We start from the raw sequence: 22,166 nt of genomic DNA, 5'->3' as shown, positions 1-22,166 counted from the left end.
AGGCCATGAGAAAGCTGTCCGGGCTGGTCGCCGTGTTCGGTCTCCTGCTTTCCGTGCTGCAGCCGGCCTCGGCCAACGACGGCGCAGCGTCGTATCCCGACAAGATCGTTCGGCTGCTGGTGCCGTTCCCTGCCGGCGGCGCCGTCGACGTCGTGGCGCGTGCCCTGGCGGCGCGGCTCAGCGAGCAATGGAAGCAGCCGGTCGTGGTCGACAACAAGCCGGGCGCCAGTGGCGCGATCGCCGCCGCCGAGCTCGCCCGTGCGCCGAAGGATGGCTACACGCTGATGGCGGGCGTCGGCACCAACACGTCGATCCTCAAGGTGCTGAAGCCCAAGCTTCCGTTCGACCCGGTCGAGAGCATCGCGCCGGTATCGCTGGTCGCCACCTTCCCGAACGTTCTAGTCGTTCGGGCCGACCTGCCGGCGGCAAATTTCGCCGAGCTGGTGACGCTCCTGAAGGCCAACCTGGGCAAGTATACGTTTGCGAGTTCGGGCTATGGCAGTCCGCTTCATCTCGCCGGCGAACTGTTCAGGATCGCCACCGGCACCGACATCCTGCACGTGCCCTTCACGGGCAGCGCGCCGGCAGTGGCGGCGCTGCTGGGCGGTCATGTCGATATGAGCTTCGACACCATGCCCTCGATCTGGAGCGCCGTTCAGGCAGGCAAGCTCCGCGCCTTGGGGGTGGTGAGCGCCGAGCCCACGCCTGCCGCGCCCGAGCTGCCGGCCTTGTCGAAGGGGTTGCCCGAGTTCGAGGTGACCTCATGGGAAGGCATAGTGGCGCCGGCCGGCACACCCGACGTCATCGTCGCGCGAATCGCAGACGACATTCGCAAAGTCTCGAGCGATCCCGCCTTCGTGAAGAGCATGTTGGACATCGGCGCCGTGATCGTCACCGATACGCCGGCGGAATTCGCCGCATTCATCAAACGCGACCACGCCAAGTGGCAGAAGGTGATCGGCACGGCGGGTATCACCGTCGAATAGACCAGTCTGCCGCGGTCGCAGTGAGTTGCTGGCAATGCCAGCATTGGATACTGCGCCCATATGGCGCGCAATAATGTAATATTCGATCAAAACTTAGGTGTTTGAAAAGCACTTTAGTTATTGACAGTCATTGGCGCCACCCACATAGTGTCGGCAACGCTCGCAGCGCTGCGATTGCCCAGCACTGAGACGCCACAAAGGCTCCCAATACGAATGCACGCGGCGTCACCGCCTCACGGCACCAATGATATTCACCTGGTCGGCGACGGATCATCGTCCGCGGCGAGGCGTGGAGGGGGTAGCGCAAAATGCGGGAAATGCGGAAATCCCTCGCCGGGCAGCGCCTCACGCCGGCCCTCTTCAGGCAGCGGAGGCGTAGATCCGGTCGAGATCGCGGTCGTCGTAGGTGTATTCGGTCGAGCAGAACTCGCACTTCACGGCGACGCGGCCGCTCTTGTCGCGCAGGTCGTCGAGCTCCTCGCGCCTGATCGAGCGCAGCACGCGGTCGATGCGCTCGCGGCTGCAGCGGCAGCGCGCGACGAACGGCCGGCGGGCAAACAGGCGCGGCTGCTCGGCGTGGAACAGCCGGTGCAGCAGGGTCATCGCCGGCAGCTTCGGATCGAGCATTTCGGCCTCGGTCGCCGAGGCCATCAGGATCACCGCCTTGCGCCAATCATCCTCGCGCTGCTCGCGGTCGACGTCGATGCGGCCGGCGTCGAACTCCGGCATCTGCTGCACCATCAGCGCCGCGGCGCGCCAGTGGTGCGTGCCGTTGTCCGTCGTGCGCCGCGCCTCGATCTTGATGCCGGTCGGCAACTGCTCGGACTGGCGGAAATAGGTGTGGGCGCAGTCGGCCAGGGTCGCGCCCTCGAGCGGCACCACGCCCTGGTAGCGCTGGGTATGCTGCCCCTGGTCGACGGTGAAGGCGAGCCGCCCGCGCCCGAACAGTTTCGGCACATAGCCCTCGGGCGCGTCGCCCCCCTGCGGTATGCCATTGGGGCCGGCGCCCAAGGCCACGGCGAGCTTCCAGGAATCGAACTGCGCATAGCCGCGCAGCGCGCCATCGGTGGTGAGGTCGGTGACGAGGAGCCGGATCGGTCCGTCGCCCGAGATCTGCAAGGTGAAGATGCCGTCGTATTTCAGCGACGTCGCCAGCGCCGCGCACAGCACCATCGCCTCGGCGAGCGGCCGCGCCACGGCCAAGGGATAGCCGTGGCGCTCGATCACTGCGTCCAATGACGGTCCGAGCCGAACCAGCCGGCCGCGCACGCCCAGCGCATCGAGCTGGAAGGGCAGGGCCCCATCTTGCGCGGGCCGTTCGTCGGAAGAGGAAGGGTCTTCCGACGAGGCCATCAGGAAAGACACCAGGCGAGGATGGATTTCTGCGCGTGCAGGCGGTTCTCCGCCTCGTCGAACACCACCGACTGCGGCCCGTCGATCACGTCGACCGTGACCTCCTCGCCGCGATGCGCCGGCAGGCAGTGCATGAAGATGGCGTCCTTCTTGGCCTGCGCCATCAGGTGCTTGTCGACCTGGTAGCCGCGCAGCAGGTTGTGTCGTCGCGCCGCGCCCGGGCTGTCGGGATCCTCATCGCCCATCGACACCCAGGTGTCGGTGACGACGCAGTCCGCGCCGCGCACGATCGCCTCAGGGTCGTGGCCGATGGTGATCTGGCCCTTCGACTGCTCGGCCCACGCCAGCACGTCGGCCGGCGGCTTGAGCTCGGGCGGGCAGGCGACGCGCAGCTCGAAGTCGAACTGCACGGCGGCATGGATCCAGCTCGTCGCCATGTTGTTGCCGTCACCCGACCAGGCGATCGCCTTGCCCTGGATGTTGCCGCGATGCTCCTCGAAGGTCATGACGTCGGCCATGAGCTGGCAAGGATGCGTCTTGTCGGTGAGGCCGTTGATCACCGGCACGGTCGCGTACTTCGCCATCTCGAGGAGTTTCTCCTCGACGGTGGTGCGCATCATGATGATGTCGACGTAGCGGGAGAGCACGCGCGCGGTGTCGGCGATGGTCTCGCCACGGCCGAGCTGCGTGTCGCCGCGGCCCAGCATGATCGTCTGGCCGCCGAGCTCGCGCATGCCGACCTCGAACGACACGCGGGTGCGTGTCGAGGGCTTCTCGAAGATCATGGCGAGCGTCTTGCCGCCCAACGGCTTGTCGTGGCCGCCGTTGGAGCGCGCCTTTTTCATCGCCTTGCCGTGATCGAGGATCTGGCGAAGCGTCTTCGGATCGACCTGGTCGAGGTCGAGGAAATGTTTGGGAGCTGCCATGGCCTACTCTGCGGCCTTGGCGGCCTCAAACGACTGCGCGGCCTTGCTCAGGATGTCGATGCCCTCGTCGATCGCCGCCTTGTCGGCGATCAGGGCGGGGAAGATGCGGACCACGTTCTCACCCGCCGGCGGCACCAGCATTCCGAGCGACTGCAGGCGGTTCACCATGTCGCCCGCCGGCACGGCCGGGGTGCACTGGATGCCCTGCAGGAAGCCCATGCCGCGCTGCTCGACATAGACCTTGGGATGCTTCTTCACGAGGCCTTCGAGCTGGCCCTTGAGGTACTCGCCTTTCTCACGCACGGCATCGATGAAACCGGGCTTGAGCAGCTCGTCGAGCACGGCGTTGGCCACGCCCGTCGCCAGCGGATTGCCGCCGTAGGTCGAGCCGTGCGTGCCCGGCACCATGCCGACCGCCGCCTTCTCGGTTGCCATGAAGGCGCCGATCGGGAAGCCGCCACCCATGCCCTTGGCGATCGCCGCGACATCGGGCTTCACGCCCGACCAGTCATAGCCCCACATCTTGCCGGTACGGCCGAAACCCGTGTGGATCTCGTCGTAGAACAAGAGCAGGCCGAACTCGTCGCAGATCGCGCGCAGATCCTTGAGGAACTGCGTGGTCGTGGCGCGGATGCCGCCTTCACCCTGGATCGGTTCGACCAGGATGCCGGCGGTCTCGTCATCGACCATGTCGCGCACGACGTTGGTGTTGTTGAGCGGCGCATGCTTGTAGCCGGGCGCCGGCGGGCCGAAGCCTTCGAGGTACTTCTCGTTGCCGGTGGCGGCGAGCGCGTTCAGGAGGCGGCCGTGGAACGCCGCCTGGAAGCAGATGATCTTGTAGCGCTTGGGCTGGCCGTTCATGAACTGGTACTTGCGTATCAGCTTGATGCCGCCCTCGATCGCCTCCGCGCCCGAGTTGCAGAAGAACATCGTGTCGGCGAACGACACCTCGGTGAGCCGCTTGGCCAGCTTCTCGCCATTGCCGATGCGGAACAGGTTGGAGGTGTGCCACAGCTTCTGGCCCTGCTCGGTCAGAGCCTTGACCAGGGCAGGGTGGCAGTGGCCCAGCGCGTTCACGGCGATACCCGAGGTAAAGTCCAAGTAACGTCGGCCGTCCGTCGCGTAGAGATAGTTGCCCTCTCCGCGTTCGAACACGACGTCCTTGCGACCGTACGTCGGCATCACAGCCGTAATCACGAGCTTCTCCATGAAATAAATAGCCCGCTCATCGACCTCGGCTCCGGGACGGATTTACCGGGGTTGAGCGGGGTCGGGCACTATCTTATCCGGGTCGGGGTGTGTCAACTTGGCCCACAGGTTGCGGTACGTGTCTTGAGGGTGCCCCACCCCTCTGCTAGGAGACCCCGCCTCTCCATGAACCCTCTGCCCACCCGCAATTCCCAGCTTGTCTTGCGCCGCGCCGGCTTCGGCTCGGTGCCGGAGATGCTCGACTATGCGGCCCAGGGCGAGACCGGGGTCACCTTTTATAGTGTCCGGGGCGAGATTCTCTCGGCCTCGAGCTGGCGCGAGATCCGTGACCGCGCCCACGTCACCGCCCGCCGTCTGATCGGCGCCGGGTTCGCGCGCGGCGAGCGCATACTTATTACGGCGGACACCTGGCCGGGCTTCTTCGATGCCTTCTTTGGCGCCCAGTATGCCGGGCTGCTGCCGGTGCCCGTCTCGGTCCCGGTCGGCATCGGCGGCAAGGATGCCTACCTCGACCAGCTGCGCCGCCAGCTCGCGGCCTCGGGTGCGGTGGCGGCCGTCGGCATCGAGGACCTCGCGGGGTTCCTGGCCGATGCGTCCGCTGAGTTCCCGGCCGTGCGGCTCCATGGCGGGATGTCGGTCATCGATGCGCTGCCGGAGAAGCCGGTCGATCTTCGGCCGCTCGGTCCGTCCGACCTTTGCTACATCCAGTTCTCCTCGGGCAGCACGCGCCATCCGCATGGCGTTCAGATCACCCAGGCGGCGCTGATGGCCAACCTCGGCGGCATCACCGGGCCGGCCGGATTGGGAGTCGTGCCGGGTGATCGCGCTGTGAGCTGGCTGCCGCTCTATCACGACATGGGCCTGATCGGCTTCCTGATGGCGCCGCTCAGCACCCAGATCTCGCTCGACTATCTGACGCCGCGCGACTTCGCGCGCCGGCCGATGCAGTGGCTGAACCTGATCTCCCGGAATCGCGGCACCATCGCCTACAGCCCGAGCTTCGGCTACGACCTCGCCACGCGCCGTGCCGCCAGCCAGGTGCCGGCGGATCTCGATCTCTCGTCGTGGCGCCATGCCGGCATCGGCGGCGACATGATCCGCCCCGACGTGCTCGACCGCTTCGCCGAGGCCTTCGACAAGAACGGCTTCAACCGCAAGGCCTTCATCCCGAGCTACGGCATGGCCGAGGTGTGCCTCGCCATCACCTTCAGCCCGCACGGCGCCGGCGTGCGCACCGACACGATGGCGACCGACGACGGCCGCCGCACGCGCCGCTTCGTGCTGTGCGGCAAGGTGCTGCCGGGCCATCGCCTGGAGGTGCGCGACGAAGCCGGCAAGGTGTTGGGCGACCGCGAGGTCGGGCGGATTTTCGTCGCCGGGCCCAGCATCATGCCGGGCTACTTCGGCGAGCCCGAGGCCTCGCAAGAGGTGCTTTTGGACGGTTGGCTCGACACCGGCGACCTTGGCTACACGCTCGCCGGCGAAGTCGTCGTTACCGGCCGCGCCAAGGACCTGATCATCGTCAACGGCCGCAACATCTGGCCGCAGGACATCGAATGGGCGATCGAGACACGCCGCGTCGTGAAGAACGGTGATTCGGTGGCCTTCTCGGTCGACGGCGGTGATGGCGAGGGAGGGGGCGAGCGCGTCGTTGTCGCCGTGCTGGCGCGCGTCTCCGGCGAGGAAGGCCGCAAGACGCTGGCCAGCGACGTGGCGCAGGCGGTGCGCGAGGCGATTGCGGTCGATTGCGACGTCGTGCTGGTGCCGCCGACCATGGGCCTGCCGACCACCTCGTCGGGCAAGCTGTCTCGCGCGCGCGCCAAGGCCAACTACCTGGCCGGCCTCTACGCGCCCTCTACTGGCGCGGACAAGACCGCCGCGGCGTGACAACACTGGTCGCAGTTACCGGGGTTACCGGTTTCGTCGGCCCTCATCTCGTTGCCGCTCTTGCCCGTCGCGGTTTTCGTCTCCGGTTGCTGGTGCGCCGCTGGTCGCCCTTGCCGTCGCTCGAGGGCATCGCCGCCGACATGGTCCTGGGTGATCTTTCAGACGAGGCTGCGCTGAAGCGGCTGGTCGCGGGTGCCGACGCCGTCGTCCACGCCGCCGGCCTTATAAAGGCGCGGCGGCCCGCCGACTTCCTGACTGTGAACCGCGACGGCACGGCGCTGCTGTCGGCGCTGGCGCCCGACGCCCGATTCCTTCTTCTGTCATCGCTGGCGGCGCGCGAGCCGCAGCTCTCACCCTACGCCGCCAGCAAGCGCGCGGCGGAGGAGGTCGTTGCCGGCCGATCGGGACCTTGGCTCACGGTGCGTGCACCGGCGGTCTACGGACCCGGCGACCGCGAGACCCTGGCCTACTTCCGCAGCGTGGCCGGCGGATTGGCGCCGCGGCCCAAGGGGGCCGATGCCCGGCTGTCGCTGATCCACGTCGCCGACCTCGCCGAAGCGCTGGCGCTCGCCCTCAACCAGCCGCCGCCGCCCTCGATCTACGAAATCGATGACGGCAAGGAGGGCGGCTACTCCTATCGCGACATGGCGCGGCTGGCGGGCGAGGCGGTCGGGCGACGGGCTCTGTCGCTTGCCATTCCACGGCCGGTGATGGCGCTGCTGGCGCGGGTGAACGCCCTGAACAATTCGCTGGGCGGCTCCGTGCAGATCCTGACCCCCGACAAGGTGAAGGAAATCTTCCACGCCGATTGGACGGTGCACGACCGGCGCCTGGCCGGGGTCCTGGGGTTCCATCCCGGGCATGACCTGGCAGGGGGCTTTCGCGAGACGATCTTGTGGTACCGGCGGCAGGGATGGCTCTAGAGCTTGTGAAATACGGCGTAACAAATTGTCATTTCACAAGGAATCGCCCTTTCTGGCACTCATGCGTTGTCTTTCCCCGAGACCTTTGGAGCCGCTTTTGCGCACCGCCCACGAACTGACCGTCGAAAACGACGGCATCGCCGATACCCTTACCCTGACGCGCGGCGTTTCGCGCGCCGAGGTGATTCGGGAGATCTGCGTCCATCTCGAACCCTACCAGACCGGTGAGAAGCCGATCGCCGGCGACACCGTGATCGCCAAGGACCTCACCATCGATTCGCTCGCGATCATGGACATGGTCATGGAGCTGGAGGACCGCTTCGACGTCTCGATTCCGATGAGCGTCGTCGCCGAGATCCATACGGTCGACCAGCTCGCCGACACGATCCGGGACCTGCGGGCCCAATCGTAGGATTTAGGCGCGTAATCTCAACTACAGGGAGGCCTGGATAGCATGGGCCTTTTCGACCGCCACGCCGGCCTGCTCGACGCGTATCGCGACGTCCGCACGACCGGCTACGACCCGTTCCAGATCCGCATGGAGCGGGTGCTGTCGCCGACCAAGGCGATCATCAACGGCCGCGAGACCCTGCTGGTCGGCACCAACAACTACTTCGGCCTGACCTTCGATCGCTCGTGCATGGACGCCGCCATCGAGGCGATCGAAGCCGAGGGTACCGGCACGACCGGCTCGCGCATCGCCAACGGCAGCTACACCGAGCACGTGGCCCTCGAGCGCGAGATCGCCGAGTTCTACGGCAAGAAGCACTGCATGGTCTTCACGACCGGCTACCAGGCCAATCTCGGCGTGATCTCGACTCTGGCCGGGCCGGACGACTTCCTGCTGATCGACGCCGACAGCCACGCCTCGATCTACGATGCCTGCAAGATGACCCAGGCCGAGGTCGTGCGCTTCAAGCACAACGACCCGTCGAGCCTGGAGGCCCGCCTGCGCCGGCTGGGCGACAAGCCCGGCAACCGCGTGGTCGTGCTCGAAGGCATCTATTCCATGTTGGGCGACAGGGCGCCGCTCGGCGACTTCGTCAATGTCTGCAAGAAGTATGGCGCCTACGTGCTGATCGACGAGGCTCATTCGCTAGGCGCGCTGGGCGATCATGGTCGCGGCCTCTGCGAGGTGGCGGGTGTGATCGACGACTGCCACTTCATCGTCGGTACCTTCTCCAAGACCCTGGGCGCGATCGGCGGCTACTGCGTCTCCGACGATCCCGACTTCGACATCCTGCGCGTCACCGTGCGGGCCTACATGTTCACGGCCTCGCTGCCGCCTTCGATCGTGGCCTCCGTGCGCCAGGCGCTGCGCGTGGTGAAGGCCAGGCCCGAGCTGCGTACCCAGCTCTGGGACAACGTCGCCACCCTCTATGACGGGCTGAAGGCGCAGGGCTTCACGCTTGGCCCCGAGCATGGCCCCGTCGTGGGCGTGCACCTGCCCGACCGCATGACCGCCATCGGCTTCTGGCGCGCCATGCTCGATGCCGGCATCTATGTGAACGTCGCCGTGCCGCCGGCCACGCCCAACGGCGTGTCGCTGCTGCGCTGCTCGCTCTGCGCCGTGCACACCAAGGAGCAGCTCGACCACATGGTCGAGGTGATGACCGGCATCGGCCGCCAGTTCGGCGTCCTCCCCGACAAGCAGCTGCGCGCCGCCGGCGCGCGCTAGGTCATTGCGCCAGTCACGGTACGATCGTGTTCACGCTGGCGCATCTCTCCGATCCGCATCTGCCGATGCCGCCCGCGCGCGCCGTCGAGCTCTTGGGCAAGCGGGCGACGGGCTACGTGAACTGGTGGCGCCGTCGCGCGCGTCTCCATGTACCGCAGGCGCTAGCCGGCATCGTCGCCGACATCAAGCGGCAGAAGCCCGACCACATCGCGCTGACCGGCGATCTTGTAAACATCTCGCTGCCCAGCGAGTTCAGCCGCGCCGCCGATTGGCTGAAGGAGCTCGGCGGGCCGCAGGACGTCACCGTCATCCCCGGCAACCACGACGTCTATGTCGCCACCGCCTGGCCCAAGAGCCTCGGCCTGTGGGGCGCCTACATGGCGGGCGACGGCCAGCCGCCGGCGACCGCCTTCGACATCTTCCCGACCGTGCGCCGACGCGGCCACGGCAGCGAGGGGGTGGCGCTGGTCGGCCTGTCGAGCGGGGTGCCCAAGCCTCCCTTCTTCGCCACCGGCACGCTGGGCGGGGCGCAGATCACCAAGACGGAGAAACTGCTGGCCGACCTCGGTCGCGAGGGCCTGTGCCGCGTCGTGCTGATCCACCATCCGCCGCTCACCACCGAGAGCCGCTTCAAGCGCCTGACCGACGCCGCCGCCTTCCAGGCGATGATCCGCCGCGTCGGCTGCGAGCTCGTCCTGCACGGTCACAATCATCGCAGCGAAGTCGCACGGATCGTAGGGCCGGCGGGGCCGATCCCTGTGATCGGCGTCACCTCGGCCTCGGCGGCGCCCGACAGCAAATACGGCCGCGCGCGCTATCACCTCATTCGCATCGAGCGTGAAGCGGCAGGCTGGCAGCTCGATGTCGAGTTGCGCGCCCTCAGCAAGGACGGCACGGGCTGTGAAGCTGACGGAAAGCTGTCATTCCACAGTGGGCAGCCGCTGGCCATGGTAGCCTGAGCAGCAATGGTCTCTTCCGATATCGTCGTGACGCCGGTCGCCGGCAAATCCGACCTCAAAGCCTTCATCGACCTGCCCAAGCGCCTCTATGCCGGCCACAAGGGCTACATCCCGCATCTCGACTCCGAGCGGCGCGAGGCCTTCACGCCTGGCAAGAACCCGCTGTTCGGCCACGTCGAGGTGCAGTTCTTCCTGGCCCGCCGCGGCCGCCGCGTCGTCGGCCGCATCGCCGCCCAGATCGACCGCGCCTATCTCGAGCGCTACGCCGACGACACCGGCCACTTCGGCTGCCTCGCCGCCGAGGACGATCCCGCGATCTTCGCCGCCCTGTTCGCGGCAGCCGAGAACTGGCTGCGCGGCAAGGGGCTGAAGCGCGCGACCGGGCCGTTCAGCCTCTCGGTCAACGAGGAGGTCGGGCTGCTGGTCTGGGGCTTCGACAGCCGCCCGGTCCTGCTGGTGCCCTACGACCCGCCGTACGCCGGCGCGCGCGTCGAAGCCCAAGGCTACGCCAAGATCAAGGATCTGTTCTCCTACGACTACGACGTCCAGAACGCGCCCGAGACGATCGGCGCCAAGCTGATGGCGCGCGCCGGCATGGCCGGCCGGGTCAAGGTGCGCACCGCCAACATGAAGATGTTCGATGCCGAGGTCAGGACGCTGGTCGGCATCTTCAACGACGCCTGGAGCGACAACTGGGGCTTCGTGCCCTTCACCCAGGCCGAGATCGACCACGCCTCAAAGGCGTTCGGCCCGGTCATCGTCCCTGATCTCGCGGTGTTCGTGGAGGTCGACGACGAGGCGGTGGCCTTCATCGTGGCCCTGACCAACCTCAACGAGGCGATCGCGGAGTTCAACGGCAGCCTGAACCCGATCAACCTCGTGAAGCTCCTGTGGCGGCTCAAGATCGCCGGCGTCGGCAGCACGCGCGTGCCGCTGATGGGTGTGAAGAAGAAGTTCCGCAATCATCCGCTGATGGGGGCGGGGCTCGCCATGATGGCGATCGACCACCTCAGGGCCAACGGCAAGCGGATAGGCAAGACCAGCGCCGAGCTGGGCTGGATACTCGAGGACAACAAGGCGACCAACAACATCATCCGCTCGGTCGGCGGGGTGCACTACAAGACGCATCGGATCTACGAGAAGCTCTTGTGAGCCATCCCACGGCGTTCGCGCCGCTCGCCAACCGCGCCTTCCTCGCCCTGTGGACTGCCAATCTCCTGTCGAACACCGGCGGCTGGATGGCGACCACGGGCGCCGCCTGGGAAATGACCAGCCTGACGCCGGAGCCGATCTTCGTGGCCCTGCTGGCGTCCGCCAACATGCTGCCGATGTTCCTGTTCTGCTTTCCGGCCGGCGTGCTGGCCGACCGCTTCGACCGCCGGCTCTACATCATCGTCTGCCAGTTCTGGATGATGGGCGTGGCGGCGGCGCTGGCCGTCCTGGCCTTCCTGGGCCTGCTCGACCACTGGACCCTGCTCGGTCTCGTCTTCTGCATGGGGCTCGGCAACGCCATGAACGCCCCGGCGTGGCACGCCGTGGTGCCCGAGATCGTGTCGGGGCCGATGCTGCGGCCGGCCATCGCGCTCAACAGCGCGGGCTTCAACCTCGCCCGCACCGTCGGCCCGGTGATCGGCCAGATCCTGCTGAGCCTGGTCGGCGTCTTCCTTCTTTTCGCCATCAACGCCACCACCTACATCGGCGTCATCTTCGCCATGTCGAGCTGGAAGCGCTCGGCCGAGGCGCGGGCCAGCCAGCGTCGCGAGGGCTTCGTGGAGGCCGCCCGCTCGGGCATCGCCTTCGTGCGCAACTCGGGCGAGCTCAAGGCCGTTTTCGCCCGTGGCCTCTGCTTCTTCACGCCCGGCATCGCCATCGGCACGCTGCTGCCGGTGATCGGCCGCTTCGAGCTCGGCCTCGACGAGTTCGCCTTCGGCATCCTCTACGGCGTGTTCGGCGTCGGCGCCGTGGCGGCCGCCATGGCGATGCCGCTGATCAACCGCCTGCTCGGGCCCGATCGTGCCAACATCTGGGCAATGGGCGTGCACGCCGCCGCCACATTGGTCGCTGCACTGGTCATGACGCCCTACGTCGTCGGCGCCTGCGTGGCGCTCTCGGGCGCCTGCTGGATCACCGTCATCGCCAACAACGGAACCTCAGTGCAGATGATCCTGCCCAACTTCATGCGGGCGCGAGGCATGGCGGTACACCAGATGGTGTTTTTCGGCTCGATGGTCGTGGGCTCTCTCATGTGGGGCAAGATCGCCACGCTGATCGGCACGCAGGCCGCGCTGATCCTCTCGGCCGCCTTGCTCGTGCCCTTCACCGTGCTCGCCGCGTGGATCCGTCTGCCGCGCTCGACGTTGCCGCGCACCTGATGCGAGTCCTCGTGTGGTCTTCCCAACACAAGACACACAAAAATTTGCCAGCGGGGGCAGAATCTTCTTGTAACCGCGTCGATTAGTTGTATTTACGGATTCAAGACGCCCAACGCACGTGCCGCTGGCCCATAGTGGTTACGCAACGACGGAAAGTGTTCTTTTTGGCAGCGCCGGCTTCGAGCCGGGTCCGGGAAGGAGCTTCTGATATGTTTGCTTACCGCGCGGGGCGTGCTCCCCGCTATTCCGTCATTTGCCCGGTGATCTCCGACTGGGCTGCTTCGTTCGATCTTCCGCTCCAGCAGCGGACCGAGACCCCGTCGAGTATCGGCTGACGCACGCCGCCTGTTTGGCGCCGTACGTCCCGTTCGACTCTCCACCGAACCCAGCTTTGACCTGAATTGACGGGGAACCCCCCAGCGATGACCGAGCGTATTTTTCGTTATCTCCGAGAGCAGCAGCCCGAGACGCCGTGCTTGGTGGTCGACCTCGACGTGGTCGAGAACAACTTCCGGCGCATGCGTGAGCTGCTGCCTGCGGCTCACATCTTCTACGCCGTGAAGGCCAACCCGGCTGCGCAGATCCTGTCGCGCCTGTCCAACCTCGGCTCCAAGTTCGACACCGCGAGCCGCGGCGAGATCGAGCTCGTGCAGGCGACCGGCGTGTCGATGGACCGCGTCTCCTTCGGCAACACCATCAAGAAGGAGAAGGACATCGCCTGGGCCTACCAGCAGGGCGTGCGCCTGTTCGCCTTCGACAGCGAGGCCGAGTTGCAGAAGCTCGTCCGCGTCGCGCCGGGCGCGCGCGTGTTCTGCCGCGTGCTGGTCGATTGCGGTGGCGCCGAGTGGCCGCTCAGCAAGAAGTTCGGCTGTGCGCCGGAGATGGCCAAGGACCTGCTGCGCAAGGCCAAGGACTGGGGCCTCGACCCCTATGGCATCTCCTTCCATGTCGGCAGCCAGCAGACCGACCTCGAGCAGTGGGACAAGGCGCTGGCCCAGGTCTCGCAGATGTTCTTCGCCCTCGCCGAAGAGGGCGTCGACCTGCGCATGGTCAACCTGGGCGGCGGCTTCCCGGCGCGCTATCGCGCCGAGGTCAACCCGATCGAGGCCTACTGCGAGGCGGTGACCCGCGCGCTGGTGCGTCACTTCGGCAACCGCATGCCCGAGGTGATCATCGAGCCGGGCCGCTCCATGGTGGGCGACGCGGGCGTGATCCAGAGCGAAGTGGTGCTGGTCTCGCGCAAGGCGGCCAACGACCGCAAGCGCTGGGTCTATCTCGACATCGGCAAGTTCTCGGGCCTGGCCGAGACCATGGGCGAGAGCATCAAGTACCGCCTGCGCACCGGCCGTGACGGCACGCGCGTGGGACCGGTGGTGCTGGCCGGCCCGACCTGCGACTCGGCCGACATCCTCTATGAAAAGACCGAGTACAAGTTGCCGCTGTCGCTGAAGCCTGGCGACAAGGTCGAGATCCTGGCCACCGGCGCCTATACGACCACGTACTCGTCGGTCGCCTTCAACGGCTTCGCGCCGCTCAAGGCGATCTGCATCTAGCCCTACGTTCTGTAACAGAACGACTTTAACGGGGCCTTGAGAAAGGCCCCGTTGACGTTTATCGACCACTCTTGGACAAGGCCAGAAGGCCAGACAGGGACGCTGAAATGGCGAAGAAAGTCGCGCGCAAGGGCAAGAAGAAGCTCTCTAAGAAGTACGTCTCGTTCTCCGGCCGCATGGTCATGATCGGCTTCGGCTCGATCGGCCAGGGCGTGATGCCGCTGATCTTCCGGCACATCGACATCAAGCCGGAGCAGATCACGGTCATCTCGGCCGAGGACCGCGGCGGCCTGAAGGAGCTGAAGAAGTTCGGCGTCACCTTCATCCGGAAGCGCATCACCCAGGACAACCTGCGCCAGACCCTCGACAGGCGCGTGGGCAAGGGCGACTTCGTGGTCAACCTGTCGGTCGAGGTCGCCTCGACGGCCCTGGTCGAGTTCTGCCAGGAGAAGGGCGCGCTCTACATCGACACCTGCATCGAGCCGTGGCCCGGCGGCTATACCGATCCCAACCTGTCGGTCTCGCTGCGCTCCAACTACGCGCTGCGCGAGAACATGCTGAAGCTCGCGCCCAAGTACCGCGGCGGGCCGACGGCGGTGATCGCCCATGGCGCCAACCCGGGCCTGGTCTCGCACTTCGTCAAGAAGGCGCTGGTCAACATCGCCAAGGACACCGGCATGGGCGCGGTGAAGCCGACCACCCGCGAGGGCTGGGCCGAGCTGGCACGCGACCTCGGCGTGAGGGTGATCCACATCGCCGAGCGCGATACCCAGGTCTCCAAGAAGCCCAAGAAGGTCGGCGAGTTCGTCAACACCTGGTCGATCGACGGCTTCGTGTCGGAGGGCAGCCAGCCCGCCGAGATGGGTTGGGGCACGCACGAGAAGGGCCTGCCGGCGGACGGCGCACGCCACGAGTTCGGCTGCGGTGCGGCGATCTACCTGAACCGGCCGGGGCTGATCACCCGTGTGCGCACCTGGACGCCGCTCGAGGGACCGTTCCACGGTTTCATCATCACCCACAACGAATCGATCTCGATGGCGGACTATTTCACGCTGCGCCAGGGTGAGAACGCGACCTACCGGCCGACCGTGCACTACGCGTATCACCCGTGCGACCAGGCGATCATGTCCATGCACGAATGCGCGGGCAAGAATCTGCACCAGCAGAAGACCCAGCGCCTGATCGTCGACGAGATCACCGAGGGCCGCGACGAGCTCGGCGTGCTGCTGATGGGCCATGCCAAGGGCGCCTACTGGTATGGCTCGCAGCTCGACATCCACGAGGCGCGCGAGCTCACGCCCTACAACAACGCGACCTCGATCCAGGTCTGCGCGCCGGTGCTGTCGGGCATCATCTGGGCGCTCGAGAACCCCGAGCGCGGCATCGTCGAGGCAGACGAGATGGATTTCGACCGCAATCTCGAGATCTGCATGCCCTATCTCGGACCCGTGGTCGGCAAGTACAGCGACTGGACGCCGCTCAAGGACCGCGGCGGGCTGTTCCCCGAGGATCTCGACACCAACGATCCTTGGCAGTTCAAGAACTTCCGGGTGGTGTGACGTCCGAGTGGGCCTGGATTGGTTCGCATGAGCATCGTTCTTCGCCGAGGAACTCCGGCAGATGCCGCCCCCTGCGGCGCCATCTGCTACGAGGCCTTCAAGTCGGTCTGCACGGCGCACCACTTCCCACCCGACTTCCCGTCGCCTGATGCGGCGAGCGGGCTGATGTCGATGCTGCTTTCGCATCCGGGATTCTATTCCGTCGTTGCCGAGGCGGATGGACGTATCGTCGGCAGCAACTTTCTTGACGAGCGGGCATGTATCGCGGGCGTCGGGCCGATTACCGTCGATCCGACGGGGCAGAACCATGGGGTCGGTGGACGCCTGATGCAGGATGTCCTCGATCGTGCGGCTGAGCGGCGGGCAGCAGGCGTGCGCCTGCTGCAGGCTGGCTTCCATAACCGCTCCCTTTGTCTTTATACCAAGCTCGGCTTCCATACCCGCGAGCCCGTGTCGATCCTTCAGGGCAAGCCGGTCGGGCGGAAGTTCGCGGGCTATGAGGTGCGTCGCGCGACCGCAGGCGATGTGGCCGCCTGCAACCGGCTTTGCCGCCAGGTTCATGGTTTCGATCGCAACGCCGAATTGCGCGACGCGATCGCCGAAGGGACGGCATCTGTCGTCGAGCATCTCGGGCAGGTCGTCGGCTACACGACAGCCGTCGCCTTCGTTGGCCATAGCGTCGCGGAAACCAACCGGGGCCTCATGGCCTTGATTGCCGCGTCACCTGAATTTGGCGGACCCGGCTTCCTCGTGCCGACACGCAATCACGAGGTCTTCAGCTGGTGCCTGGGGATGGGCCTGAAGCTGGTGTACCAGATGACGTTGATGACCACCGGTCTCTACAACGAGCCCGAAGGCGCCTACATGCCGTCGGTCCTCTATTAGAAGATGCAGTCGGCGCGAGCGGCCGGCTGAATGGGATCTGCCGGCATATTGAGCTTGCAGTGATAGTCGAAGGCGGCTCGATAGGGCGCCGCGATTCGCGCCTTGGCCTGGATGGGCAGGACGATGCGGCCGCCGCGCCGGTCGATCTGCTGGCGTCCATAGGTGATGTTGCTGCCATCCGGAAAATAAGCCTCGAAGACGGAGTGACCTGCCGACGAGGTGAACTCCATCACCAGGATCGCGCCGTCGATGCATTCGAAGCGTGGCCCGCTGCGCAGGGCGCCGGTCTCCGTGGTCTTCCCTGAAGGCCCGGAGATCGTCCACTGTGACGTCGAGGCCGTGCGCGAGGACTCGCCCTTCAAGGCACCGCAGGTCAACGAAGCCGGCGCCGGCGTGCCGGCCGCCTGACCGTGCGCCTGTCCCGCGAGGACCATCGACAGCAACACAAGACCTGCTCTTTTCATTCGGCCAGACTAGTCGAGCCACCGGCATCGATCCAAGTCCAGGCGGTCGTTGGCGTCGAATTTGAGCCCTTCCTTTTCCAGCAAGCGCCGCTGGAGGGTGTCGCCGCCGTTGCGGGACAGGCTGTAGGACACCTCGCCTTTGGCGTTGACGACACGGTGCCATGGGATCTTGATCGCCGGGTCGAGGCGCTGAAGCACGCGACCGACAAGGCGGGCACGCCTCGGCATGCCGGCCATCGTGGCGACCTGGCCATAGGTCGCCACCCAGCCCCGAGGGATGCGGCGGATCACGTCGCAGATGGCTTCGACAGCTTCATCGCCTTGGTGGGCAGCCTGAAGCGGCTTGCGCTTCGGTAGCAGCCGTAGCTTGCGCGGATCCCCGGTTGCCCAGCCTTGCATTAGTCTGGACGCTGAAGTCGGCCCAAGGCGCTTGTCAGAGCGACGCATCCTGAAATCTTGATGGAAGCGGGCGTGGAAAACCAGCGTCAGGCTTTCCCATCGAGTGAGAGAGCCGACCAGTCCGTCGATAGCTCGCGATAGAGGCACTCGGCGATCCAGTAGTTGCCGTACGGCATCACGTCCTCCTGCGGAAACCTGCCGAGCCGCGGCTTGCCGGCTTCGACATGTCTCATGCGGCCCCACGTGCCGTGCAGCACGACGCCGCCCGGTGTCAGGAAGTCGGCAAGGAGTGCCTTGAGGGTTTGGCGCGCGACATCCCGGTACTGCTGCGCCCGGTCGGGCAGCCAGCGCACCAGGCGCATCAGGACGGCGGTGGCAATGCAGGCGGCGCAGGAATCGTAGGGAAGCTTGTCGCGGTCGGGATCGTCGTAGTCGTAACGTGGAACCCACCCTTTCGGCGCGTGGGCGACGTACCAGTCCGCCGCCGAACGAGCCGCCTCCAGATAGTGCGGCTTTCGGCTGGCCTCGTAAGCGTGGGCATACCCCAACATGGCCCAGGCTTGCCCGCGCGCCCAAACGCTGTCGTTGGACCAGCCCTGCAGGCTGAACAGCCCGGTCACGGCACGGGTCTCGGGATCGAGCGCTGCCGCGTGGCAGCTCGAGCCGTCCGGGCGGATCAGCCCGATCTCCAGCACCGTATCGAGATGGCGATAGGCGAGGGTGGCGCGCTCGGGCTCCCATTGGGAAGCCCACAGCATCGACGGAAGGTTGAGGCCCGTGTCAATGACGATGCGGTCGGCCCCGGCGATCTGAAGGAACGCGCGGGCCTTGCGATCGAAAATGTTGGCGAAGTTGTCGCCACCGGCCAACGCCCAGTTCTTCAGGTCGCTGTCCCCGGTGATCTGATGGCCCAGCGTCAGGGCGTAGTACATGTCGATGCCGGTCGACGAGAACACCGTCGGATGCTGCGCGAGATCGGGACCGATCCGCCGGCAGAGCTGCAGGGCGGCGTCGGCGTAGCGCTGTTCACGCGTCAGCAGATGCAGCAGCCAGAGGCGGCCGGCCAGGAATCCGACCCATTGGAAGTCCGCCCAGCTGTTCCAGACGTAGTCGCCGTCCCAGGTGTATCCGCCGGTCATGTAGTTGAGGCGCGGGATGCGATCGCCGGCCTTCATGCCGTCGCATACCGCGTCGGCACCGTTGCAGAGATGGCGGACGGCGCGGTCGAGCGTTCGCCTGTAGTCCGCGTCCATCGTCTTCAGGCGCCGACGACGCTGCCGATGGCGCGGTCGAGAAGATCGAGGCCTTCGTCGAGCTCGCCGTCGGTCACGGTGAGCGGCGGCGCAATCCGCATGGTCCCGCCGGATGTGCCCGACCGCACGAGATTGGCGGCGAGGCCAATGTCCATCGCCGCCTCCGTGACCGCATTGGAGATGCTGGTCGCATCGCGCGAACCGACATTGGTGAATTCGATGCCGCGCAGCAGGCCGCGGCCGCGGACGTCGCCGATGCTGGCGTGACGCTGCTTGAGGCGCAGCAGCCCTGCCGCAAGACGCTCGCCGGCCACGACGGCGCGCTCGGCCAGCCTGTCGCGCTGCACGATCTCGAGCACTTTCAGGCCGACCGCGGCAGGAAGGGGATCGTTCACATGCGTGGTGTAGAAGAAGAACTTGCGGTCGTCGGCGACGGCCGAGACTTTCTCGGTCGTCATGACGGCCGACAGCGCCATGCCCGCGCCGAGGGTCTTCGAGAGGGTAAGGATGTCCGGCGAGACGCCGTCCCTCTGGAAGGCGAACATCGTGCCCGTGCGGCCAAGTCCGGTCTGCGCCTCGTCGAGGATGAGCAGCATCCCGCGCGCCTCGCAGTGCGCCTTGAGGGCGGCGAGGTAGCCCAGGGGAAGATCGATGACGCCGCCGCTGCTCAGGATCGGCTCGGCGATGAAGGCCGCCAGGTTGCCGGTGCACTGTGCGTCGACCTGGTCGAAAGCGTCGTCGAGCTCGCGCCGCCAGTCGACGCCGGCGAAGCGCGGCCGGTAGGCGTTGGGCGCGGGAATGGCGAAGTACCCTGGCGCCATCGGCCCGACCCCGGTTCGGCCGACCTTGAACGTGGCGGCCGCTGATCCCGCCGTCACGCCGTGGTAGGAGCGCGTGAACGTCACGATCTCCCATTTTCCCGTGACGGTCTTGGCGAGCTTGATGGCCGCTTCGTTGGCCTCCCCGCCGGTCGACAGCAGCATGACTTTCGACAGGTCCGGCGCCTGCTTGGCGAGTTCCGTCGCCAACCCGACGACGGGCTCGGAGATCATCGCGGAATAAAGATGGTCGAGAGTTCCGGATGCATGCCGGATGGTGGCGACGATTTCCGGATGGGAGTGGCCGAGAATGGCGCTCATCTGGCCGGACGTGAAGTCGAGCATCCGCGCGCCGCTCGCGTCGTAGAGATAGCAGCCGCTCGCCCGAACCGGCACGAAGCGCGCGAAGTCGCAGCCAAAGCGAAGGAGATGCCGATCGGCGCGTGACTGGAAACTGCTGCCCGCATCGTTGATATCGGCCACGGCACACCTCTGTTGATGACAGTGGCAAGCTTCTTTCAGGGCGACCGGCCGGTCGACCGCAAAGAATTTGTCAGTCAGGTGAAATTTTTGCATCTTAGGCCAGCATTCACTCGTGAGGGCCGGATGACGCGGTCGAGATTGCCGCTCCGAGGTATTGCCGTCTTCGCGGCAGTCGCCCGCCTTGGCAGCTTCAAGGCGGCGGCAAACGAGCTCAACCTGTCGCCCTCGGCGGTCAGCCACCAGATCCGGGCGCTGGAAGAGGAGCTCGGCGTCGAGCTCTTCAGGCGCGTGAGCCGCGGCATCAGGCTCACGCCGGACGCCGCCAGGTATGCCGAAGTCCTGGACAAGCTGTTCGAGCGGATGCGCCGCGCAACGGCCGACGTGGCGGCTCCCGGTTGGAGCACGCCGTCGACCAACATCGTCCGCATCATGACGCCGCCGTCGCTTGCAACGCACTGGCTGACGCCGCGGCTGCCGGCGTTCATCGAGGCACATCCCGGCGTCGACTTGCGCGTATTCGCGGTACGGACCGCAGACGGCAATGCCGAGGACTTCGACATCACGATCCGCTATGGCGACGCCGCACGATGGAAAGGACAAGCCAGGCCGCTGTTGAAGGAGATCATACAGCCCTATTGCGCACCCAAGCGCATCCGGGGCCGAAGATCTCTTACCGCGACCCAGCTCCTGGCCCAGCCGCTGATCCAGAGCCGGGAGAATGCCCTGTCGTGGGAGTCGTGGTTCGGTCAACGGGGAGTCGCCTACGACATGTCCGACGTGCGCCCGCTTCAGCTCGATCCGTCCTATGTCGCGATCGAAGCGGCAGTGAAAGGCGTCGGCGTCATCCTCGAAAGCAGCGTTCTCACCGAGGAGCATGTGCGCGCGGGCAGGCTCGTCGCCCCGTTGCGCGAGGCGAAGTCGCCGTCGACCTCCTACTGGCTGGTCCCTCTTCGCAAGGGCGCCCGGCAGGCGACGGTCAACGCGCACAAGTGGCTGATCGAGCAAGCCAACCTGGCTTGAATCGTATTTGAACTGCATTCCGGTGCAGGCCAATCTCGGGCAGGTCGAGCGGAGTGGAGGTACAGCGTTGGACGATAGATGGCGCGTAGGCCGCCGTGGATTGATGCAGACGTCGTTGGCCGCTGCGCTGGCAGGCTGCTCGACAACGTCCTTCGAGCCCGCGCCAGCACTGGCGCCCATCCGTGCGCGCACCGACCGCATCTTCGATATCGCCGTCTGCCTGCGTCCCTTCCGTCCAGCCGGGCCGCGCGTGGAGACCGAGCGGCTGGGCGACGTGCTGGTGGTGCACAATTACGGCCATGGCGGGAGCGGCTGGTCGCTGTCCTGGGGATCGAGCACGCGGGCGGTGCAGCTCGCCATGCAGGCGAGCCCCACAGAGGTGGCGGTGATCGGCTGCGGCGCGCTCGGACTCACCTCGGCGACCCTGGCGCAGCGCGCCGGTGCGCGCGTCACCATCTACGCCCGCGATCAATTGCCGGAGACGACGTCGGCTCGGGCGACCGGCGAATGGACGCCCGATTCGCGCATTGCCCTGGTCAATGCCGCAGCACCCGGCTTCGCCGCCGTGTGGGAAGAGATGGCGCGCGCCTCCTTCAAGAGGCATCGCGACTATCTCGGCCTGCCGGGCACGCCGGTGGAATGGATCGACCAGTACGCCGTTTCCGGCGGCACACCGCGCATCACCCAGAGCACTGACGCAGCCAGCAGCAATGCGATCGAACCGGCGCTGGCGTTCGCCAGCTACGCGCGTTCGATCCGCGACCTGACACCGCGATGGCGCTCCGTGCCGGCCGATGCGACGCCGTTCAAGGGGACGTCGGTCGCGCGCGGCGAGATCATGGTGTTCAACATCGCCGACTATGGCCACACCTTGATGAACGACTTCTTCATCGCCGGCGGCCAGTTCCGGCGGGCCGACTTCCGATCACCCTCGCAGATCGCCGCCCTGGGCAAGAGAGTGGTGATCAACTGCACGGGCTACGGCGCGCGGGCGCTGTGGAAGGACGAAACCCTGGTGCCGGTGCGCGGGCAGATCGCGCGGCTGATCCCGCAGCCCGAGGTGCGCTATGGCCTGGTCTACCGCCATGTGCTGACCGTGCCGCGGCGTGACGGGCTGGTCGTGCAGTCATTCGCCGGTGGTGAGCGGCAGGGCTACGGGGACACCAACGAGGCGCCCGACCGGGCCGAGGCCGAGCAGGCGGTGAGGACGCTGGCCGAGCTGTTCACGACGAGCGCCTGAACACGTCACGAGCATAGAAACGGCGCATCGATCCAATAGGCAGTCGATATTTCAGTCCTGGGCGGTCTCCCGGCAGTGTGCCTGCACCCGAAAGGGACACTCACTTCAGGAGACGTCATCATGAAATCCACACTGACCATCGCTGCCGCGCTCAGCGCCGCCCTGCTCCTGGCCTCGCAGGCCCAGGCCCAGGGGCCGG

Annotated in this window: 20 protein-coding genes; 13 read left to right on the top strand and 7 right to left on the bottom strand. The window is 66.5% G+C overall.

From position 1 onward, the window contains the following. Window positions 1-5: 5 nt before the first annotated feature. Entirely contained in the window at window positions 6-986 is a 981-nt protein-coding gene (locus RSO01_RS21565) for a Bug family tripartite tricarboxylate transporter substrate binding protein (protein ID WP_170303250.1), read from the top strand. Window positions 987-1,346: 360 nt separating this feature from the next. Here RSO01_RS21565 and hslO read toward each other — a convergent pair whose 3' ends face one another. The 3 genes from hslO to RSO01_RS21550 are packed head-to-tail and all read right to left on the bottom strand — an operon-like array spanning window position 1,347 to window position 4,474. Then, window positions 1,347-2,351, bottom strand: coding sequence for an Hsp33 family molecular chaperone HslO (gene hslO, locus RSO01_RS21560; protein WP_218037418.1), 1,005 nt, complete (start codon window positions 2,349-2,351; stop codon window positions 1,347-1,349). Beyond that, window positions 2,339-3,265, bottom strand: coding sequence for an ornithine carbamoyltransferase (gene argF, locus RSO01_RS21555; protein WP_147151522.1), 927 nt, complete (start codon window positions 3,263-3,265; stop codon window positions 2,339-2,341). Before argF ends, hslO begins: the two co-directional genes overlap by 13 nt. Before the next feature lie 3 nt (window positions 3,266-3,268). After that, window positions 3,269-4,474, bottom strand: coding sequence for an aspartate aminotransferase family protein (locus RSO01_RS21550; protein ID WP_373867933.1), 1,206 nt, complete (start codon window positions 4,472-4,474; stop codon window positions 3,269-3,271). A 165-nt stretch (window positions 4,475-4,639) separates the two neighbouring features. On the opposite strand from RSO01_RS21550, the gene RSO01_RS21545 reads away from it, so the two are divergent. The 10 genes from RSO01_RS21545 to RSO01_RS21500 all read left to right on the top strand — a co-directional run bounded on the left by RSO01_RS21545 (window position 4,640) and on the right by RSO01_RS21500 (window position 16,290). Beyond that, window positions 4,640-6,361: a fatty acyl-AMP ligase gene (locus RSO01_RS21545; RefSeq protein ID WP_147151521.1), complete on the top strand. Its 1,722-nt coding sequence runs from the start codon at window positions 4,640-4,642 to the stop codon at window positions 6,359-6,361. After that, on the top strand, window positions 6,358-7,284 hold the full coding sequence (locus tag RSO01_RS21540) for an NAD-dependent epimerase/dehydratase family protein (protein WP_147151520.1): 927 nt from the start codon (window positions 6,358-6,360) through the stop codon (window positions 7,282-7,284). Before RSO01_RS21545 ends, RSO01_RS21540 begins: the two co-directional genes overlap by 4 nt. Window positions 7,285-7,381: 97 nt before the next feature. Then, the gene (locus tag RSO01_RS21535; RefSeq protein WP_170303249.1) at window positions 7,382-7,696 is read left to right on the top strand and encodes an acyl carrier protein; all 315 of its coding nucleotides are present in this window, start codon (window positions 7,382-7,384) and stop codon (window positions 7,694-7,696) included. Between the two features lie 42 nt (window positions 7,697-7,738). Beyond that, a complete protein-coding gene (gene spt, locus RSO01_RS21530) occupies window positions 7,739-8,962 on the top strand; it encodes a serine palmitoyltransferase (RefSeq protein ID WP_147151518.1) in 1,224 nt (407 codons plus the stop codon). Between the two features lie 26 nt (window positions 8,963-8,988). Further along, a complete protein-coding gene (locus tag RSO01_RS21525; RefSeq protein WP_147151517.1) occupies window positions 8,989-9,921 on the top strand; it encodes a metallophosphoesterase family protein in 933 nt (310 codons plus the stop codon). A 6-nt stretch (window positions 9,922-9,927) separates the two neighbouring features. Continuing rightward, window positions 9,928-11,073 (top strand): dATP pyrophosphohydrolase, encoded by a 1,146-nt coding sequence (locus tag RSO01_RS21520; protein ID WP_147151516.1) that lies wholly within the window; start codon window positions 9,928-9,930, stop codon window positions 11,071-11,073. Beyond that, on the top strand, window positions 11,070-12,293 hold the full coding sequence (locus RSO01_RS21515; protein WP_170303248.1) for an MFS transporter: 1,224 nt from the start codon (window positions 11,070-11,072) through the stop codon (window positions 12,291-12,293). Before RSO01_RS21520 ends, RSO01_RS21515 begins: the two co-directional genes overlap by 4 nt. A gap of 422 nt (window positions 12,294-12,715) precedes the next feature. Continuing rightward, window positions 12,716-13,846, top strand: a complete 1,131-nt coding sequence (locus tag RSO01_RS21510; RefSeq protein WP_147151514.1) for a type III PLP-dependent enzyme — start codon at window positions 12,716-12,718, stop codon at window positions 13,844-13,846. A gap of 107 nt (window positions 13,847-13,953) precedes the next feature. Beyond that, window positions 13,954-15,405 (top strand): homospermidine synthase, encoded by a 1,452-nt coding sequence (locus RSO01_RS21505; RefSeq protein WP_147151513.1) that lies wholly within the window; start codon window positions 13,954-13,956, stop codon window positions 15,403-15,405. Window positions 15,406-15,432: 27 nt separating this feature from the next. Beyond that, window positions 15,433-16,290, top strand: coding sequence for a GNAT family N-acetyltransferase (locus tag RSO01_RS21500; protein WP_147151512.1), 858 nt, complete (start codon window positions 15,433-15,435; stop codon window positions 16,288-16,290). Here RSO01_RS21500 and RSO01_RS21495 read toward each other — a convergent pair. The 4 genes from RSO01_RS21495 to RSO01_RS21480 all read right to left on the bottom strand — a co-directional run bounded on the left by RSO01_RS21495 (window position 16,287) and on the right by RSO01_RS21480 (window position 19,707). Then, the gene (locus tag RSO01_RS21495) at window positions 16,287-16,754 is read right to left on the bottom strand and encodes a hypothetical protein (protein WP_170303247.1); all 468 of its coding nucleotides are present in this window, start codon (window positions 16,752-16,754) and stop codon (window positions 16,287-16,289) included. The two genes, RSO01_RS21500 and RSO01_RS21495, sit on opposite strands and share 4 nt — an antisense overlap. Before the next feature lie 9 nt (window positions 16,755-16,763). Continuing rightward, window positions 16,764-17,153, bottom strand: a complete 390-nt coding sequence (locus tag RSO01_RS21490) for an MGMT family protein (RefSeq protein WP_147151510.1) — start codon at window positions 17,151-17,153, stop codon at window positions 16,764-16,766. Window positions 17,154-17,239: 86 nt separating this feature from the next. After that, entirely contained in the window at window positions 17,240-18,406 is a 1,167-nt protein-coding gene (locus RSO01_RS21485; RefSeq protein WP_147151509.1) for a glycoside hydrolase family 88 protein, read from the bottom strand. Between the two features lie 5 nt (window positions 18,407-18,411). Then, complete coding sequence (locus tag RSO01_RS21480) at window positions 18,412-19,707, bottom strand: aspartate aminotransferase family protein (protein ID WP_246158654.1); 1,296 nt, start codon at window positions 19,705-19,707, stop codon at window positions 18,412-18,414. 123 nt (window positions 19,708-19,830) lie between these two features. Between RSO01_RS21480 and RSO01_RS21475 the strand changes: the two genes are divergently transcribed. Beyond that, entirely contained in the window at window positions 19,831-20,727 is an 897-nt protein-coding gene (locus RSO01_RS21475; RefSeq protein ID WP_170303246.1) for a LysR substrate-binding domain-containing protein, read from the top strand. A 103-nt stretch (window positions 20,728-20,830) separates the two neighbouring features. Further along, entirely contained in the window at window positions 20,831-21,967 is a 1,137-nt protein-coding gene (locus RSO01_RS21470) for an FAD-dependent oxidoreductase (RefSeq protein ID WP_147151506.1), read from the top strand. Window positions 21,968-22,166: the final 199 nt, after the last annotated feature.

Source organism: Reyranella soli (genome assembly GCF_007992495.1).
Taxonomy (GTDB): Bacteria; Pseudomonadota; Alphaproteobacteria; order Reyranellales; family Reyranellaceae; genus Reyranella; species Reyranella soli.
Note: the sequence above shows the minus strand (reverse complement) of the source record. Positions and strands in the feature narration are given on the sequence as shown.

Bases quoted from the DNA above. Each gene is read 5' to 3' on its own strand.
- RSO01_RS21545 (WP_147151521.1), top strand. From the start codon at position 4,640: ATGAACCCTCTGCCCACCCGCAATTCCCAGCTTGTCTTGCGCCGCGCC.
- RSO01_RS21495 (WP_170303247.1), bottom strand. From the start codon at position 16,754: ATGAAAAGAGCAGGTCTTGTGTTGCTGTCGATGGTCCTCGCGGGACAG.
- RSO01_RS21565 (WP_170303250.1), top strand. From the start codon at position 6: ATGAGAAAGCTGTCCGGGCTGGTCGCCGTGTTCGGTCTCCTGCTTTCC.
- RSO01_RS21475 (WP_170303246.1), top strand. From the start codon at position 19,831: ATGACGCGGTCGAGATTGCCGCTCCGAGGTATTGCCGTCTTCGCGGCA.
- RSO01_RS21550 (WP_373867933.1), bottom strand. From the start codon at position 4,474: ATGGAGAAGCTCGTGATTACGGCTGTGATGCCGACGTACGGTCGCAAG.
- RSO01_RS21505 (WP_147151513.1), top strand. From the start codon at position 13,954: ATGGCGAAGAAAGTCGCGCGCAAGGGCAAGAAGAAGCTCTCTAAGAAG.
- RSO01_RS21510 (WP_147151514.1), top strand. From the start codon at position 12,716: ATGACCGAGCGTATTTTTCGTTATCTCCGAGAGCAGCAGCCCGAGACG.
- RSO01_RS21490 (WP_147151510.1), bottom strand. From the start codon at position 17,153: ATGCAAGGCTGGGCAACCGGGGATCCGCGCAAGCTACGGCTGCTACCG.
- spt (WP_147151518.1), top strand. From the start codon at position 7,739: ATGGGCCTTTTCGACCGCCACGCCGGCCTGCTCGACGCGTATCGCGAC.
- RSO01_RS21470 (WP_147151506.1), top strand. From the start codon at position 20,831: ATGCAGACGTCGTTGGCCGCTGCGCTGGCAGGCTGCTCGACAACGTCC.
- RSO01_RS21500 (WP_147151512.1), top strand. From the start codon at position 15,433: ATGAGCATCGTTCTTCGCCGAGGAACTCCGGCAGATGCCGCCCCCTGC.
- RSO01_RS21485 (WP_147151509.1), bottom strand. From the start codon at position 18,406: ATGGACGCGGACTACAGGCGAACGCTCGACCGCGCCGTCCGCCATCTC.
- RSO01_RS21520 (WP_147151516.1), top strand. From the start codon at position 9,928: ATGGTCTCTTCCGATATCGTCGTGACGCCGGTCGCCGGCAAATCCGAC.
- argF (WP_147151522.1), bottom strand. From the start codon at position 3,265: ATGGCAGCTCCCAAACATTTCCTCGACCTCGACCAGGTCGATCCGAAG.